The sequence below is a fragment of the Streptomyces sp. NK08204 genome, assembly GCF_020400585.1.
GTDB lineage: Bacteria > Actinomycetota > Actinomycetes > Streptomycetales > Streptomycetaceae > Streptomyces.
On sequence record NZ_JAINVF010000018.1, the window covers coordinates 18,955 to 35,937 of the forward strand.

15 protein-coding genes are annotated in these 16,983 nt (G+C 70.1%); 5 read left to right on the plus strand and 10 right to left on the minus strand.

Annotation, left to right across the window (positions count from 1 at the left end; all coding sequences use genetic code 11):
• The first annotated feature begins 7 nt into the window (after positions 1-7).
• Complete coding sequence (gene cseC, locus K7G59_RS24190; RefSeq protein WP_225837619.1) at positions 8-1,366, plus strand: two-component system sensor histidine kinase CseC; 1,359 nt, start codon at positions 8-10, stop codon at positions 1,364-1,366.
• A 223-nt stretch (positions 1,367-1,589) separates the two neighbouring features.
• Here cseC and K7G59_RS24195 read toward each other — a convergent pair whose 3' ends face one another.
• Positions 1,590-3,209, minus strand: a complete 1,620-nt coding sequence (locus K7G59_RS24195) for an MDR family MFS transporter (RefSeq protein WP_263976706.1) — start codon at positions 3,207-3,209, stop codon at positions 1,590-1,592.
• A gap of 142 nt (positions 3,210-3,351) precedes the next feature.
• On the opposite strand from K7G59_RS24195, the gene K7G59_RS24200 reads away from it, so the two are divergent.
• Positions 3,352-3,951 carry a TetR/AcrR family transcriptional regulator gene (locus tag K7G59_RS24200; protein WP_225837620.1) on the plus strand — a complete coding sequence of 200 codons (600 nt, stop codon included), beginning with the start codon at positions 3,352-3,354 and terminating at the stop codon, positions 3,949-3,951.
• A 10-nt stretch (positions 3,952-3,961) separates the two neighbouring features.
• On the opposite strand, the gene K7G59_RS24205 is transcribed toward K7G59_RS24200, so the two are convergent.
• On the minus strand, positions 3,962-4,513 hold the full coding sequence (locus K7G59_RS24205; protein WP_225837621.1) for a M23 family metallopeptidase: 552 nt from the start codon (positions 4,511-4,513) through the stop codon (positions 3,962-3,964).
• 412 nt (positions 4,514-4,925) lie between these two features.
• On the opposite strand from K7G59_RS24205, the gene K7G59_RS24210 reads away from it, so the two are divergent.
• Both K7G59_RS24210 and K7G59_RS24215 read left to right on the plus strand, forming a co-directional pair.
• On the plus strand, positions 4,926-5,549 hold the full coding sequence (locus K7G59_RS24210; protein ID WP_225837622.1) for an HAD family acid phosphatase: 624 nt from the start codon (positions 4,926-4,928) through the stop codon (positions 5,547-5,549).
• A 61-nt stretch (positions 5,550-5,610) separates the two neighbouring features.
• Complete coding sequence (locus K7G59_RS24215) at positions 5,611-8,655, plus strand: NACHT domain-containing NTPase (RefSeq protein WP_225837623.1); 3,045 nt, start codon at positions 5,611-5,613, stop codon at positions 8,653-8,655.
• A 63-nt stretch (positions 8,656-8,718) separates the two neighbouring features.
• Here K7G59_RS24215 and K7G59_RS24220 read toward each other — a convergent pair whose 3' ends face one another.
• Positions 8,719-11,244: an ATP-dependent Clp protease ATP-binding subunit gene (locus K7G59_RS24220; protein ID WP_225837624.1), complete on the minus strand. Its 2,526-nt coding sequence runs from the start codon at positions 11,242-11,244 to the stop codon at positions 8,719-8,721.
• 430 nt (positions 11,245-11,674) lie between these two features.
• Here K7G59_RS24220 and K7G59_RS24225 point away from each other — a divergent pair, with 430 nt between their 5' ends.
• Entirely contained in the window at positions 11,675-12,352 is a 678-nt protein-coding gene (locus K7G59_RS24225) for an SCO3374 family protein (RefSeq protein WP_225837625.1), read from the plus strand.
• Here K7G59_RS24225 and K7G59_RS24230 read toward each other — a convergent pair.
• The 7 genes from K7G59_RS24230 to nadC all read right to left on the minus strand — a co-directional run bounded on the left by K7G59_RS24230 (position 12,331) and on the right by nadC (position 16,983).
• Positions 12,331-12,669: an Lsr2 family protein gene (locus K7G59_RS24230; RefSeq protein WP_225837627.1), complete on the minus strand. Its 339-nt coding sequence runs from the start codon at positions 12,667-12,669 to the stop codon at positions 12,331-12,333. The genes K7G59_RS24225 and K7G59_RS24230 overlap by 22 nt on opposite strands.
• A gap of 203 nt (positions 12,670-12,872) precedes the next feature.
• Positions 12,873-13,406 (minus strand): amino-acid N-acetyltransferase, encoded by a 534-nt coding sequence (locus K7G59_RS24235; protein WP_225837629.1) that lies wholly within the window; start codon positions 13,404-13,406, stop codon positions 12,873-12,875.
• Positions 13,407-13,415: 9 nt separating this feature from the next.
• The gene (locus tag K7G59_RS24240; RefSeq protein ID WP_374114272.1) at positions 13,416-13,844 is read right to left on the minus strand and encodes a BlaI/MecI/CopY family transcriptional regulator; all 429 of its coding nucleotides are present in this window, start codon (positions 13,842-13,844) and stop codon (positions 13,416-13,418) included.
• 168 nt (positions 13,845-14,012) lie between these two features.
• The gene (locus K7G59_RS24245) at positions 14,013-14,192 is read right to left on the minus strand and encodes a hypothetical protein (protein ID WP_225837632.1); all 180 of its coding nucleotides are present in this window, start codon (positions 14,190-14,192) and stop codon (positions 14,013-14,015) included.
• A 113-nt stretch (positions 14,193-14,305) separates the two neighbouring features.
• Entirely contained in the window at positions 14,306-15,004 is a 699-nt protein-coding gene (locus K7G59_RS24250) for a hypothetical protein (protein WP_225837781.1), read from the minus strand.
• A gap of 198 nt (positions 15,005-15,202) precedes the next feature.
• The gene (locus tag K7G59_RS24255) at positions 15,203-16,000 is read right to left on the minus strand and encodes a type III pantothenate kinase (RefSeq protein WP_225837634.1); all 798 of its coding nucleotides are present in this window, start codon (positions 15,998-16,000) and stop codon (positions 15,203-15,205) included.
• Between the two features lie 5 nt (positions 16,001-16,005).
• Positions 16,006-16,983 (minus strand): carboxylating nicotinate-nucleotide diphosphorylase, encoded by a 978-nt coding sequence (nadC, locus tag K7G59_RS24260; RefSeq protein ID WP_225837635.1) that lies wholly within the window; start codon positions 16,981-16,983, stop codon positions 16,006-16,008.

Below are 16,983 nucleotides of genomic sequence, written 5' to 3' on the forward strand. Positions count from 1 at the left end.
CGGCGCCATGCAGAGGATCCTTCGGCACCCGGTCCGCAGCGTGGAGCGCGCGGGCCTGCACACCGGGCTGAGATGGAAGCTCAGCGCGGCGATCGCCCTGGTCGCCGGGCTGGTGGCGATCGCGCTGAGCCTGGTCGTGCACAACGCGGCGCGTGTGTCGATGCTGGACAACGCGCGCGAGCTGGCCAACGAGCGGGTGCAGCTCGCGCAGCGCAACTACGAGCTTTCCGGGCGGCCCAACTTCCCCAGCATCAAGATCGACGACCCGGGGCTGCCGCCGGCGCTGCGCGAGAAGGTCGAGAAAGGCCGCCGGGCCAGCGACGTCTCGGAGCACGCCGGTTCACCCCCGGACATCTGGGCGGCCGTACCGGCCAAGGACGGGCATGTGCTGTCCCTGCACAGCCACTTCCCGAACCGCAGCGCGGACGTCATGAGGGACCTCGACCAGGCCCTCGTCATCGGCTCCATCGCGGTCGTGCTGGGCGGCAGCGCGCTCGGTGTGCTCATCGGCGGACAGTTGTCCCGTCGGCTGCGCAAGGCGGCGGCAGCGGCGAACCAGGTCGCCAAGGGCGAGACCGACGTGCGGGTGCGGGACGCCATCGGCGGGGTCGTACGGGACGAGACCGACGATCTCGCGCGCGCGGTCGACGCCATGGCGGACGCGCTGCAGCAGCGCCTGGAGGCCGAGCGGCGGGTCACCGCCGACATCGCGCACGAGCTGCGCACCCCCGTGACGGGCCTGCTCACGGCAGCCGAACTGCTGCCCCCCGGCCGCCCCACGGAACTGGTCCTGGACCGGGCGAAGGCGATGCGCACCCTGGTCGAGGACGTCCTGGAGGTGGCCCGCCTCGACAGCGCCTCCGAACGGGCCGAGCTGCAGGACATCATGCTGGGCGAGTTCGTCTCCCGGCGCGTCGCCGCGAAGGACCCGGACATCACCGTACGGGTGGTGCACGAATCGGAGGTCACCACCGATCCGCGCCGCTTGGAGCGCGTGCTGTTCAACCTGCTCGCCAACGCCGCCCGGCACGGCAGACCGCCCGTCGAGGTCACCATCGAGGGCCGGGTCATCCGGGTGCGCGACCACGGCCCCGGCTTCCCCGACGAGTTGCTGGCCGAGGGCCCGAGCCGCTTCCGTACCGGCAGCAAGGACCGCGCCGGGCAGGGCCACGGCCTGGGCCTGACCATCGCAGCCGGCCAGGCCCGCGTCCTCGGCGCCCGCCTCACGTTCCGCAACATCCGCCCCGCCGGCACCCCCGCCCACCTCCCCGCCGAGGGCGCGGTGGCCGTCCTCTGGCTCCCCGAACACGCGCCCACGAACACCGGCAGCTACCCGATACTGCCGCTGCCCGCCACCACCGACTGAGCTCACCGACCCAGGGCACCTGCGGCCCGAGGGCGGGCTGCCTGCCGACGGCGGCGGCGGTGCGAGGGGCGGGCGACGGTGCTCGGGGCCCGGCGTCGGTGCTCGGGGCCAGCAGCGGGTGTCGTGGAGGAGCGGCCGCGCCCGGACCACCCCCGGGGCATGCCGTAGGCCCCCGGGGCGGACACCGACCGGGGGCCTACGGCTCTCGTTCACGAGGTCCGGATCAGGCGACCTCGACCACCGGCATCGGAGGAACCTCCGCGCCGTCCTCGACCGGCTTCTGCGGTCCGCCCTTGAGCGGGACCTCCTTCACGAACAGCGCCGCGATCAGCACCGTCACCGCGACCGCCGCGCCGAGCAGGAACGCCGAGTGCGTACCGGCGGACACCGCGTGCTGGTAGGCGTCCCGCGCCTGGGCCGGCAGCTTGGCCAGGCCGGCCGCGTCCAGCTGGGCCGACTTGTCGGTGATGCCCTTGCCCAGCGCACCGGCCCGCTCGGTCATGACGTCCTTGACCCGGTTGTTGAACAGCGCACCCATGATGGCCACGCCGAAGGACGAGCCGAGCGTACGGAACAGGGTGGCCGAGGAGGACGCCACGCCCATGTCCTTCATCTGCACGCTGTTCTGCGCGACCAGCATGGTGACCTGCATCAGGCAGCCCATGCCGGCGCCCAGCACGGCCATGTACAGACCCGACGTGAGCCGCGTGGTCCCGGTGTCCATCAGCGACAGCAGGTACGCACCCAGAATCATCAGCGCGCCGCCCGCGATCGGGAACACCTTGTAGCGACCGGTGCCGGTGGTGACGCGCCCGGCGACCATCGAGGTGACGAGCATCGCGCCGAGCATCGGCAGGAGCAGCAGACCGGAGTTGGTCGCGGACGCGCCCTGCACCGACTGCTGGTACAGCGGCAGGAACAGCGTGGCGCCGAACATCACGAAGCCGGTCATGAAGCCGATCACCGACATCAGGGTGAAGTTGCGGCTGCGGAAGATGTGCAGCGGCAGCACCGGCTCCACCGCCTTGGTCTGCCAGAACACGAACCCGACGAGCGCGGCCACGCCGATGCTGATCAGCTCCATGATCCGCGCGGAGGTCCAGGCGTACTCGCTGCCACCCCAGGTGGTGACCAGCACGATCGCGGTGATGCCGAGGGTCAGCAGCAGCGCGCCCAGGTAGTCGATGCGCGCCTTGGCCCGCTTCTTCGGCAGCTGGAGCACCACGGTGACCAGCCCGAGCGCGACCACGCCGAGCGGCAGGTTGATGTAGAAGGCCCAGCGCCAGCCCCAGTTGTCGGTGATGGTGCCGCCGACCAGCGGGCCGCCGATCATGGCGAGCGCCATGACACCGGCCATCATGCCCTGGAACTTGCCGCGCTCACGCGGCGGAACCAGGTCGCCGATGATCGCCATGACGCCGACCATCAGACCGCCGGCGCCGAGACCCTGCACCGCCCGGAAGCCGATGAGCTGGCCCATGTCCTGCGCCATGCCGCTCAGCGCCGAGCCGATCAGGAAGAGCACGATGGAGCTGAGGAAGGCGCCCTTGCGCCCGTACATGTCGCCGATCTTGCCCCAGAGCGGGGTGGAGGCCGCGGTGGCGAGGGTGTAGCCGGTGACCACCCAGGACAGGTGTTCCAGGCCGCCCAGTTCGCCGACGATCGTCGGCATCGCCGTACCGACGATCATGTTGTCGAGCATCGCGAGCATCATCGCGATCATGAGCGCGAGCACGACGACCCGCACGCTCTTGGGCTGTTTCTCGCCCGCGTTCCGGCCCGTGGCCTTGGGCCCCGCAACTGTGGGGGCGCCGTCCGCCGCGCCCGTCAGCGTGTCCGCCATCTTCGAACTCCCCCCGCAGCGCCACTTACTTGACGCCCGGCTAGTTGACTACACTGGGACGGTAGACGTGGCACTAGCCGGGCGTCAAGTAAGTTTGAGAGGCCTCACGCGCATTTCCCGCGGCAGCGCAAGGAGTACGAGAATGAGTGTCACCATGGACGGCACCAAGCAGCAGCGCCGCGGCAACACCCGCCAGCGCATCCAGGACGTCGCGCTCGAACTCTTCGCCGAGCAGGGCTACGAGAAGACCTCGCTACGCGAGATCGCCGAGCGCCTCGACGTCACCAAGGCAGCTCTGTACTACCACTTCAAGACCAAGGAAGAGATCGTCGTCAGCCTCTTCGAGGATCTGACCGTACCGATCGACGCCGTGATCGAGTGGGGCCGGCAGCAGCCGCACACGCTGGAGACCAAGCAGGAGATCGTCCGGCGCTACAGCGAGGCCCTGACGGGCGCCGAGCCGCTCTTCCGGTTCATGCAGGAGAACCAGGCGACGGTACGCGAACTGCGCATCGGGGACACCTTCAAGGATCTGGTCCGCCGCCTGCGGGACACCATCATCGACACCGAGGCACCCCTCGTCGAACAGGTCCGCTTCGTCAGCGCCATCTTCACGCTGCACGCGGGGATGTTCGTCATGCAGGACATGGAAGGCGACCCCGAGAAGCGGCGCCAGGCCGTTCTCGAAGTCGCCGTGGACCTCGTCACGCAAGCGTACGAGGGCGCCCGCAAGGGCCGTTGACACCCTCGGGTCAGACCTTGACGCCCTTGGCGTGCAGGAAGGCGACCGGGTCGACGGCGGAGCCGTAGTTCGGGGTCGTACGGATCTCGAAGTGCAGGTGCGGGCCGGTGGAGTTGCCGGTGCTGCCGGACAGGGCGATGTGCTGGCCGGTCCGGACGACCTGGCCGACCTTGACGTCGATCCGGGACAGGTGCGCGTACTGCGAGTAGGTGCGGTTGCCGTGCTTGATGACGACGGCGTTGCCGTACGCGGGGCCGTCACCGGCGCCGTTGGGGCCGGCCTTGACGACGGTGCCGCCGTGCGCGGCGAGGACCTCGGTGCCGGTCGGCACGGCGAAGTCCTGGCCGCTGTGCTTGTGCATCCAGTGGCTGCCGGCCTGCGCGAAGCTCGCGGAGAGCGTGTACTTCTTCACCGGGTCGACCCAGGCCGCGGCGGACGGCGCGGCTGCGCTTGCGACCCCGGCCCCCACTACGGCCGTGGCACCGATTCCGGCAGCCAGGACGGCCACGCGGGTGCGGAGCGAGGACGTACGGGACGAACGGGACGTGAAGCGCTGGAACATGGACACCTCTGGGGGGTTCAGGGACAGAAGAGCCACCCGGCGCACAGACGTTCGCCGCGGTGGCCATCTCTTGGTAACCCAGCCACCCATCCGCAGCCAAAGCCCCCCAACTACGGCATCTCGTAGTAGGTCGCACCAAAACGATCCGGGGTATTGACGGACAAAACGGGCGTTTGCCCTGGGTGGCGCCCTATCGCATTCCGTCCCACATGCCACTACCAAAGGTAGTAACGGACAAATCGCCTGTGCGGCACATCACTATCACCGCCCGGCCCGGCGCGGAGAAATGTGACGCACACCCCTGTCCACCTACCGTTCGGTAACCCTACGGTTCCCTTCGCGCCACCATCACTGCAGAACATGTGCCTGACAAAAACAGGCATGTGCACGGACGTGAGAGGACCCCCCACCGATGACCCGACGCCCCTGGACGCTCCGCATGTCCGCGACCGCCGTCTCCGTGGCCGCCCTGGCCGCCGTGGCCGCCCCGGCCCAGGCCGCGACCGCCGACGGCACGGCCACGACGGACAGCACCGCCGCGCAGGTCGACTACGCCACGTGGCAGAAGGACTGCCAGGCCGTCATGGACCAGGCGCTTCCGTACCTCCAGGAGCGCATCGCCGAGGCCAGGCCCGGGGAGAAGCAGGCGATCGTCTTCGACATCGACAACACGACCCTGGAGACCGACTTCGGCTTCACCTACCCGCAGCCGGCCAACAAACCCGTCCTGGACGTCGCCCGGTACGCCCAGGAGCACGGAGTCTCCCTCTTCTTCGTCACGGCCCGCCCGGGGATCATCTACTGGCCCACCGAGTACAACCTCGAGCACGACGGCTACGGCGTCTCCGGTCTCTACGTCCGCGGCCTGTTCGACCTCTTCAAGGACGTCGCCGCCTACAAGACCGCCCAGCGCGTCGATATCGAGAACAAGGGCTACACGATCATCGCGAACATCGGCAACAGCGCCACCGACCTGTCCGGCGGCCACGCCGAGAAGACGTTCAAGCTCCCGGACTACAACGGCCAGTTGTCCTGACGGCAGGCCGGGACGTCCGGCTAGGCTCCTTCCGGTCCACAGGAGTCACGGGGGTGGAGCGATGGAACCGACCGTACTGGGCAGCAAGCTGGCGTCCGGGCTGATCGGACCGCTGGTGAAGAAGCTGTTCGTCCCGGACGGGCCGGGCGCCGGGCTGGTCGACAAGCCGGTGCGGCTGTCGGCGCTGGTGTCCTTCCGGGGCGAGAAGCGCACGCTGGGCGAGAAGGACGTACGCAAGCTCGCGAGCCGGCTGGTGACGGAGGCCGTGGCCTCCCCGGGGGAGCGGCCGTTCCCGGCCGACGAGGAGACGGCCGTCACCGACACCCTGGCCGGCCGGCTGCTCGCCCTGGGCGACCTGGACATGGACGACGTCCAGGCCGTCCGCATGGGCAGCCACGAACTCGCCCGGCAGTTGCACCGCCACGCCCCGCCCCCGGACGGCCTGTCCGCCGACGCGTGCGTCTTCCTCGACTCCGCGACGCAGTGGGCCTGCCTGCACATCCTGGAGTTCTTCAGCCACCGTTCCACCTTTGTGGCCCGCACCCTGGTCGAGCAGAGCAGGAGCCAGCGGGACCTGATCGCCCGTGTCGACGAGTTGATCGGCCGCGTCCCGCGCCCCGACGCCCGCGACACCGCCTTCGAGCGCCGCTACCTGCCCTACGCGGCCGACCGGCACAACCACATCACCATCTACGGCATCGATCTGCGCGACTCCCCCGACCGCTGGCCCCTCGAGGTCGCCTACCTCAGCCTGGAGGCGACCGCGGCCGAGGAGCCCGTACCGGACACCGCACCCGACGAACGGCCGCCCGCCGCGGGCCGGCTGCCCGCCGAGGAGGCGCTGCTCACCGACTCCCGCGTCCTGCTGCGCGGCGACGCCGGCTCCGGCAAGACGACCCTGGTGCAGTGGCTGGCGGTCACGGCGGCCCGCACGGGGGACCGCATCCCCTACGTCCTCCCCCTGCGCACCCTGGTCCGCACGGGCCCGCTGCCGCCACCCGCCGACTTCCTGAAGGCGGTGAGCTGCCCGCTCGCCCCGCCGGAGAGCTGGGCCGACCGCGTCCTGACGGCGGGCCGCGGCCTGGTCCTCGTGGACGGCCTGGACGAGATCCCGGCCGCCGACCGCCACCGCACCCGCGACTGGCTGCGCGCGCTGCTCGCCGCCTACCCCGGCAACCACTGGCTGTTGACCTCCCGCCCCACGGCCGTACGCGCCGACTGGCTGGCCGAGGAGGGCTTCCGGGAGCTGACCCTGGCCCCGATGCGCCGCTCCGAGGTGGCGACGTTCGTGCACCGCTGGCACACGGCGGCCCGGGCGGAGGAGTACGAGGGCCCGCTCCTGGACTCCCTGCGCACCAAGCGCGACCTCGCCCGCCTCGCCACCAACCCCCTGATGTGCGGCCTGATCTGCGCCCTGCACCGGGAACGCCGGGGCTATCTCCCCACCGGACGCAAGGAGTTGTACGACGCCGCCCTCGCGATGCTGCTCGCGCGCCGGGACCGGGAGCGGGGCATGGGTGCGGTGGACGGCGTGGAGATGAGCGAGGAGGTCCAGCTGGAGCTGCTGCAACGCCTCGCTTACGCACTGGTGTTGAGTGGCCGTACGGAGATGGACCTCAGCACCGCCGAGGGGATCGTGGAGCGCTGCCTGCCCGCGGTGGCGTCGGCGGTTGGGCAGGGGGACGCGGCGGCCGTACTGCGGGTGCTGCTGCTCCGCAGCGGCCTGCTGCGCCAACCGGCCGCCGGGGCGGTGGACTTCGTCCACCGCACGTTCCAGGACTATCTGGGCGCGCGGTACGCGGTGGAGGAGGGGCATCTGGACGTCCTCGTCAGCCACGCCGACGACACCCAGTGGGAGGACGTCATCCGCATGGCGGTGGCCCATGCGCGGCCGAAGGAACGGGCGGCTCTGCTCAGGCAGTTGCTGGACCGGGACACTCCTCGGCTGACCTTGCTCGCACTGGCGTCCCTGGAGCATGCGGCGGCCCTGGATCCGGGGGTACGAGCGGAGGTCGAGACGCGGGCTGGCGCGCTGATCCCACCGCGCACGGCGGAGGACGCGCGGGTGCTGGCGGAGGCCGGCCCGCTGGTGCTGGAGCTGTTGCCGGGGCCAGAGGGGTTGTCGGACGAGGAGGCGCTGGGGGTGACGGTCACCGCATCGGTCCTCGGAGAGACGGAACCGGAGGGGGCGCTGGCGGTGCTGCGGCGGTTCCGGGACCATCCGGATCTGGACGTACGACGTCAGCTGGCAGGGACCTGGCGCCGGTTCGACAGCGAGGAGTACGCGGCCGAAGTGCTGGACCACCTGGCCCGCGACGACCTTCGTCTGGAATGCACGTCGGCCGGACAACGCATGGCCCTGGCCGGGATGCGCCCCTGGACCGACCTCTCCTTCCAGGGGCCGCACCGGATCGAGGACATCGTGGCCGCCGTCCCGTCGCCCGAGGCGGTGGAGAAGCTCAACGTACTGGACAATCCCCACCTCACCGACCTGCGCGCCATGGTGCCGTTCCGGTCTCTGACGTCCCTGTGGCTGGCGCGCTGCCCCGTCATGGACCTGGGCCCGCTCTCCGCGCTTTCACTCGACACTCTCCTCGTCTCCGACATCGCCGTCGTGACGGAGCTGCGGTCGCTGACATCGCTGACTCGCCTCTCCCTGGCCCAGGAGCTGCCGGGCCCCCGCCTCACCTCAGCGCTGCCGCTCGACGCTCCGCTGGAATACCTCTTCCTCGGCGGGAACACACTGGAGAACACGGGGCTGCGCGGGCTGGATCACTGGACCGGTCTGCGGACGCTCGGCCTCGGACCGCTGACCACGGAGCTGACGGCCGACGACTGGCGGGTGGTTGCCGAAATGCCGGCCCTGACCCACCTGTATCTGAACGCGTGGCTCTTCTCTCCGCACTCCCTCGACCTGATGCCGGAGCTTCCCGGCATCACATGGCTGCGGCTCCCCCTTCTGCGCGGCGACGAGGACCTCTCCGCGCTGGCGGCCCGGCTGCCGGGCCTGCGCTCGGTCGCTCTGGCCAACCGCCCCGGGCATTCCTACGCCGCCTCCGACGTCGCCCGCCTCTTCCCCGAGGCGGAGGTCACCCTGGAGCGCTGAGCAACGGAAAGGGGGCCGGTGCCAAGAGCACCGGCCCCCTTTCTCGGCCTTCGGGCCGAAGGCTTACGCGTCCTTGCTCAGGTTGGGCCCAGCCCCACCGGCCGCCTGCTCGATCGGCGGGACGTCCGGCAGTGCCGACTTCTCCTCACCGCGGAAGGTGAAGGTCTGGGACTCGCCCTCGCCCTCGGTGTCCACGACCACGATGTGACCGGGGCGCAGCTCGCCGAAGAGGATCTTCTCGGAGAGGCTGTCCTCGATCTCGCGCTGGATCGTGCGGCGCAGCGGACGCGCGCCCAGCACCGGGTCGTAGCCCTTCTTGGACAGCAGTTCCTTGGCGGACTGGGACAGTTCGATGCCCATGTCCCGGTCCTTCAGGCGCTCGTCCACCTTGCTGATCATCAGGTCGACGATCCGCAGGATGTCCGCCTGCGTCAGCTGCGGGAAGACGACCACGTCGTCGACGCGGTTGAGGAACTCGGGCCGGAAGTGCTGCTTCAGCTCGTCCTGGACCTTGTTCTTCATGCGCTCGTAGTTGGTCTTCGTGTCACCCGAGGCGGCGAAGCCCAGGTTGAAGCCCTTGGAGATGTCCCGGGTGCCGAGGTTGGTCGTCATGATGATGACCGTGTTCTTGAAGTCCACGACCCGGCCCTGGGAGTCGGTCAGGCGACCGTCCTCCAGGATCTGCAGCAGCGAGTTGAAGATGTCGGGGTGGGCCTTCTCGACCTCGTCGAAGAGGACGACCGAGAACGGCTTGCGGCGCACCTTCTCCGTCAGCTGGCCGCCCTCTTCGTAGCCCACGTATCCGGGCGGGGAACCGAAGAGACGGGAGACCGTGTGCTTCTCGCTGAACTCCGACATGTCGAGGGAGATCAGCGCGTCCTCGTCGCCGAAGAGGAACTCGGCGAGCGCCTTGGACAGCTCCGTCTTACCGACACCGGAGGGGCCGGCGAAGATGAACGAACCACCCGGGCGCTTCGGGTCCTTCAGGCCCGCACGCGTACGGCGGATCGCCTTCGACAGCGCCTTGACGGCGTCGTTCTGGCCGATGACCCGCTTGTGGAGCTCGTCCTCCATGCGCAGCAGGCGGGAGGACTCCTCCTCGGTCAGCTTGAAGACCGGGATGCCGGTGGCCGTGGCGAGGACCTCGGCGATCAGCTCGCCGTCGACCTCGGCGACGACGTCCATGTCGCCGGCCTTCCACTCCTTCTCCCGCTTCGCCTTGGCGGCCAGGAGCTGCTTCTCCTTGTCGCGCAGGGAGGCGGCCTTCTCGAAGTCCTGCGAGTCGATCGCGGACTCCTTGTCCCGGCGGACGGCGGCGATCTTCTCGTCGAACTCGCGCAGGTCCGGCGGAGCGGTCATCCGGCGGATGCGCATCCGGGAACCGGCCTCGTCGATCAGGTCGATCGCCTTGTCCGGCAGGAAGCGGTCCGAGATGTAGCGGTCGGCCAGGGTGGCGGCCTGGACCAGGGCCTCGTCGGTGATGGAGACGCGGTGGTGCGCCTCGTACCGGTCACGCAGGCCCTTGAGGATCTCGATCGTGTGCGGCAGGGACGGCTCGGCGACCTGGATGGGCTGGAAGCGGCGCTCCAGGGCCGCGTCCTTCTCCAGGTGCTTGCGGTACTCGTCCAGCGTGGTCGCACCGATGGTCTGCAGCTCACCGCGGGCGAGCATCGGCTTCAGGATGGACGCGGCGTCGATCGCGCCCTCGGCGGCACCCGCACCGACCAGCGTGTGCAGCTCGTCGATGAACAGGATGATGTCGCCGCGGGTGCGGATCTCCTTGAGGACCTTCTTCAGGCGCTCCTCGAAGTCACCGCGGTAGCGGGAGCCGGCGACCAGCGCGCCCAGGTCGAGGGTGTAGAGGTGCTTGTCCTTGAGGGTCTCGGGCACCTCGCCCTTGACGATGGCCTGGGCGAGGCCCTCCACGACGGCGGTCTTGCCGACGCCGGGCTCACCGATCAGCACCGGGTTGTTCTTGGTCCGGCGGGACAGCACCTGCATGACCCGCTCGATCTCCTTCTCGCGCCCGATGACCGGGTCGAGCTTGGACTCACGAGCCGCCTGGGTGAGGTTCCGGCCGAACTGGTCCAGGACGAGGGAGGTCGAGGGCGTGCCCTCGGCCGGCCCGCCGGCCGTGGCGGTCTCCTTGCCCTGGTAACCGGAGAGCAGCTGGATGACCTGCTGCCGCACCCGGTTGAGGTCTGCGCCCAGCTTGACCAGGACCTGGGCGGCGACGCCCTCGCCCTCTCGGATCAGGCCGAGCAGGATGTGCTCCGTGCCGATGTAGTTGTGGCCCAGCTGAAGGGCCTCGCGGAGCGACAGCTCCAGGACCTTCTTGGCACGGGGAGTGAAGGGGATGTGCCCGGACGGGGCCTGCTGGCCCTGGCCGATGATCTCCTCCACCTGCTGGCGGACCGCCTCAAGCGAAATGCCGAGGCTCTCCAGGGCCTTAGCGGCGACACCTTCACCCTCGTGGATGAGACCCAGGAGGATGTGCTCGGTGCCGATGTAGTTGTGGTTGAGCATCCGGGCTTCTTCCTGAGCCAGGACGACAACCCGCCGCGCGCGGTCGGTGAACCTCTCGAACATCGTTAATCGCTCCTCAGAGCGGTCAGGCAGTGGGGGGAACTTCCCCTCCCTGTCCTTCCGCAGCTTAGTCCCGCAAGCGGGGACCGCTCATTCCAACTGCCGACACCGTCCTTGGCCTCCTGACCCCGAACGCCGACATCTGCTCCAACCCGATGGTGCGAGACGATGTTCCCGCAGGCCAGGCAGTTATCCCAGTCGCCAGTACGCCGATGGCGAACGTGAGACGGCCCGTTCTGCGTGTCGCCCCCTCCCACTAGGCATGTCTTACCCGCAGGGACTGACACTCCATGCGGCGCGCACCGGTTCCCTCCGCTATGGGCGAACAACCTTGCGCCTCCCCCGAGCGCCGCACGCCCCCCTCCTGGGCGCTGTGCGTATCCGTTCGGGCACCCACCGTAACTTGTAGGTCTCTTCACCTGTTGCACTTGTCATGGTTGGCTCGGTCTCCACGCCCCCGACTCCCATCGTCCCCCTTCCCCGGCAGCCTCTCGACTTCTGCGGCCCGCAGGACGCCCCGGAGGCTGCGGCCCGGCGCTGGGCCGAGGCCCGGCGCTGGTACGAGAACGAGCTGGGCTGGGCGATGGTGCCCGGACCCGTCGGACAGCCGCCGCGGCTGCTCACGGGGGTGCGGTTCGACGTGCTGGACGTGCCGGTCGAGGCGGGTGCCGGGGCGCTGAGGCATCTCGCGCCGGGCTCTCCGGTGGCCCTGTGCGGGGACCGGATGCGGCTGCTGGTGGCCGCGGGCAGCGCGGAGGAACTGCCGGGGCTGCTGGACTGGCTGGAGTGGAGCGTGCTGGCGCTCGACCTGCGGGTCCTGGGCGCGGGCGGCCTGATCGAGGCTCCTGCCCCGCCCGGCCGATGCCCTCGCGACGGTGCTGGTTGCGTGGAGGGGGCCGCCGTATGGCTGCGGCCCCCCGAGCCGGGGTGCGAGGTCGAGGCCTCGCTGCCGGCACTGTCGGCGCTGGGGGGTGCGGGGCGCGTGGGCAGCGCCCCCGATCTGGTACGGCTGGTCGACACGGTGGCAGCGCGGTGCCACCGGATCCGGCTGCGGCGCGCCTGCGCCGGGCCGTCCGCCGGTCGGCGAAATCAGCCGTTGGCCTTCTCGTAGGCCTCGCGGATGGACGCGGGAACACGGCCGCGGTCATTGACCTCGAGACCGTTCTCCTTGGCCCAGGCACGGATCGCCGCGGTGTCCTGGCTGCCGGCGGAGGGGGCGACACGCGCCTTCCCACGCCCGCCCGCGGCACGGCCTCCGGTACGACGGCCACCCTTCACATAGGGCTCGAGAAGGCCGCGCAGCTTGTCAGCATTGGCGGTCGTGAGATCGATCTCGTACGTCTTGCCGTCCAGGGCGAACGTGACGGTCTCGTCCGCCTCGCCGCCGTCGAGGTCGTCGACAAGAAGGACCTGAACCTTCTGTGCCACGGCTTTTCCTTTCATCGATAACGTGAGGACCGGGGTGTACGGCGTCCACCCGTTTCGCCGCCCCCTGTTATATGCAGTACTGCAGTACGTCGGAAAGCAAACCGCTTTTGCCGGAAAAACACAAACCCCCGGGAGAGACCTCGGGGACCGCTCCCGTCCGGAAACATGCGCGTTTCGGACATAGGGAACCGGGGCAATGGCGATCACAGATGCAGAAGCATCCGGCTGTTGCCCAAGGTGTTCGGTTTCACTCGTTCGAGACCGAGGAACTCCGCGACGCCCTCGTCATAGGAACGCAACAGCTCGGCGTACACATCGGTGTCGACGGGCGTCTCACCGATCTCCACGAAGCCGTGCTTCCCGAAGAAGTCGACTTGGAAGGTCAGGCAGAATACCCGGCGAACGCCGAGCCAGCGCGCGGTCTGCAGCAACTTCTCCAACAACTGGTGGCCCACGCCGGCACCCTTGAGCCCGGGCTTCACCGCCAGAGTGCGGACTTCCGCCAGGTCTTCCCACATGACGTGCAGCGCACCGCAGCCGACCACCTCGGCGTTGTCGTCGCGTTCCGCGACCCAGAACTCCTGGATGTCCTCGTAAAGCGTGACCGTGGCTTTGTCGAGCAGGATGCGGTCTCGGACGTAGGCGTCGAGGAGCGCGCGCACGGCCGGGACATCGCTGGTCCGGGCCCGCCGGACAGTGATGGCTTTTGCGGGGACTTCGGGATGCTCTGCTGACATGAGCGGACGCTATCGCCCGGTGGCCTCCCCGGCCGAGCCGGGGTTCTCCTCTTGCGGGGCTTCCCGGACCTGCCGGGCTTCCGGCGCTTCCCGGGTTTCCGGCGACTGGAGTTCCGGTCCCTGGACGATCCGTACGGCATCGCTGAGCGCCTGGCGCTGTTCCTCGCTCATCATCCCGAAGAAGGCCACGAGAGCGGCGGCCGGGTTGTCGCTCTGCGACCACGCGTCGTTCATCAGGGCAGCCGCGTAGGCGGCTCGTGTCGACACGGCTTCATATCGATAGGCCCGCCCTTCCGCCTCACGGCGGACCCAGCCCTTGTGATGGAGATTGTCCAAAACGGTCATCACGGTGGTGTACGCGATGGAGCGTTCCTGCTGAAGGTCTTCCAGGACTTCTCGAACGGTCACCGGGCGGTTCCACTTCCACACCCGCGTCATGACCGCGTCTTCGAGTTCTCCCAATGGGCGAGGCACAGCTCACAATAATAGTGCTAAATCTGAGCAATGGCGTGCCAGGCGTGCTCTATGGCAACAAGTGGGGACAAAAAGGGCGTACGACTCGCGAAGTGCGGGGAGTCGTACGCCCTCGGGTGCGGGTGGTCCTGGTCAGGCGTCGCCGGCGGCGGAGGCCTGACGCGCGCTCTCCGTGCGCGCGAGGGCGGCGTCGACGGCCGCATCCTCCTTGGCCTTGGCGGCACCGCCCTGGGTCTTCACGATCACCCGGACCAAACCGACGAAGAACACGGCCATGACGACCGGGGGCACGAGCGCGGAGACGTAGTCCATGCGTCCAGAGTAGCCATGCGGGAACGGACGAATGGGGAGGGGTGGGGAGGGGAGAGGGACGGGGTGGGGTGGGGTGGGCAGGACGGCCGGGGGCAGGCTGGGTGGCCGGACGCTCAGCCCGCCACCAGTTGCCGCGTCTCGGCCGGCGGGGCCGGCGGCGCGGGCGGCTTGCGGCGGGGGAAGACCTCGCCCGGCGTCGGGATGGGGCGCTTGGGGCGTTCCGGTTCGCCGGCCGGGCGCTCGGCGGGGCGCGTCGCAGGGGTCTGTCCGGGCTTGGGCGCGGGCTTCCGTTCGGGGTTGCGGGAAGGGTCCTGGGCCGGGCTCTGCGGGGATTTCCCGGGGTCGTCGGCCTGCTCCGCCACCGACTCGGCCGCACCGCCGGGAAGGGCCAGCAGGCGGGTTCTGGACGGGGGTACGGCGGGCACGGAACCCCTGCGCGCGCCCTGGGCGAACCGGGCCCGCACATCCTGCTCGGCGAGCACCTGGCAGCGGTCCAGCAGCGCGGCGGCCACCGGGTTCCCCCGCAGGGCGCGGAGCGCGGCGAGATCGTCCGGGGCCGGCCGGTACCCGGCGCCCAGGACCTCCTCCAGGAGGGCGAGGTAGCCGACGGCGGTGCCCGGCAGGGCGGCGCGGTAGCGGCCGAGGTCGGCCACGAGGAAGGCGCGCAGCCGGGCGCCCTCGCGCATCGCATCGTCGAGCGACTCGGCGAGCCGGAAGCAGTCCTGGACGTCCTCGGCGGACGCGGGGCCTGGGTGAACGGCTAGGGCGAGAGCGCGGCGGAGCACACGCAGCTCCTCCACGCCGAACGCCATGCCGCCGCGGGATCCGTATGGCGTGGGCATGCGGCGACGCTACCGCTAATCGGACAAAAGTGACGGATCGGACCGCCGTGTCGCCGCGTGTCGCCACGGCTTTCCCCCGACCGGGGCCGCCTTCCCCTGGCCGGGGCCATGCGCACACCTCACCTTCGGGGCGTGCGCCTCACTCCGGGTGTGCGCGGGGCGTGCGCCTCACATGCGGGACATGTTGCGCTCGTACACCAGGCGCAGCCCGATCAGCGTCAGCCACGGCTGGTGCTCGTCGATCACCGAGGACTCTCCCAGCACCATCGGCGCGAGCCCGCCCGTGGCGATCACCGTCACGTCGTCCGGGTCGTCGGCCAGCTCCCGCGCCATCCGGCTGACGACCCCGTCGACCTGCCCGGCGAAGCCGTACACGATGCCCGCCTGCATGGCCTCCACCGTGTTCTTGCCGATCACGTGGCGCGGCCGGGCCACCTCGATCTTCCGCAGCTGGGCGCCCTTGACGCCGAGCGCCTCCACGGAGATCTCGATACCGGGCGCGATGACACCGCCGACGTACTCCCCGCGCGCGGAGACCGCGTCGAACGTCGTCGCCGTACCGAAGTCCACGACGATCGCCGGGCCGCCGTACATCTCGACGGCCGCGACCGCGTTGATGATCCGGTCCGCGCCGACCTCCTTGGGGTTGTCCGTGAGGATCGGCACGCCCGTCTTCACGCCCGGCTCGACCAGCACCGCGGGGACGTCCCCGTAGTACCGCCGGGTCACCTCGCGCAGTTCGTGCAGCACCGAGGGCACGGTCGCGCAGATCGCGATGCCGTCGATGCCGTCGCCCAGCTCCTCACCGAGCAGCGGGTGCATGCCCATCAGGCCCTGGAGCAGCACCGCCAGCTCGTCCGCGGTGCGGCGGGCATCCGTGGAGATGCGCCAGTGCTCCACGATGTCCTCGCCGTCGAACAGCCCGAGGACGGTGTGCGTGTTGCCGACGTCGATCGTGAGGAGCATCGGCCTTACTCCGCCTCGCGCAGGTCCAGGCCGATGTCCAGGATCGGCGAGGAGTGGGTGAGGGCGCCGACGGCCAGGAAGTCCACGCCGGTCTCGGCGTACGCGCGCGCGTTGCCGAGCGTGAGCCGGCCGGAGGCCTCCAGCAGGGCCCGCCCGCCCACGAGCGCGACGGCCTCCTCGCATTCCCCGGGCGTGAAGTTGTCCAGCAGGATCAGGTCGGCGCCCGCGTCGACCACCTCGCGCAGCTGGTGCAGGGTGTCGACCTCGACCTCGATCGGCAGGTCCGGGAACGCTTCCCGTACGGCCTTGAAGGCCTGCGTGACACCGCCGGCGGCGACCACGTGGTTGTCCTTGACCAGGGCCGCGTCCGACAGCGACATGCGGTGGTTGACGCCCCCGCCGCAGCGCACCGCGAACTTCTCCAGGGACCGGAGGCCCGGGGTGGTCTTGCGGGTGTCACGGACCCGGGCCCGGCTGCCCTCCAGGACGTCCGCCCACGCGCGCGTGGCGGTCGCGATGCCGGACAGGCGGCACAGGATGTTCAGCGCGCTGCGCTCGGCGGTGAGCAGGTCACGGGTGCGCGTGGTGACCGACAGCAGCTTCTGCCCGGCCTCGACGCGGTCGCCGTCCTCGACGTGCCGCTCGACCTCGAACTCGTCGGTGCAGACCACGGAGAGCACGGCCTCGGCGACCCGCAGGCCCGCCACGACGCCCGCCTCGCGCGCGGTGAAGTCGCCGGTGGCCACCGCTTCCTCGGGGATGGTCGCGACGCTCGTCACGTCCACGCCGCCGGCCAGGTCCTCCTGGATGGCCACGGTGGCGATGTCCTCCACCTCGACGGGGTCGAGTCCGGCCTCGGCCAGGAGCTGGGCGAGCGCGGGGTCGAGACCGCACTCCAGGTACTCCTCGTCGCCCTCCGCGCCGCAGGCGCAGCCGTCGCCGCAGCCGCCGTTCGGGACGAGGGGAAGGTCGTCGGTGCTCAC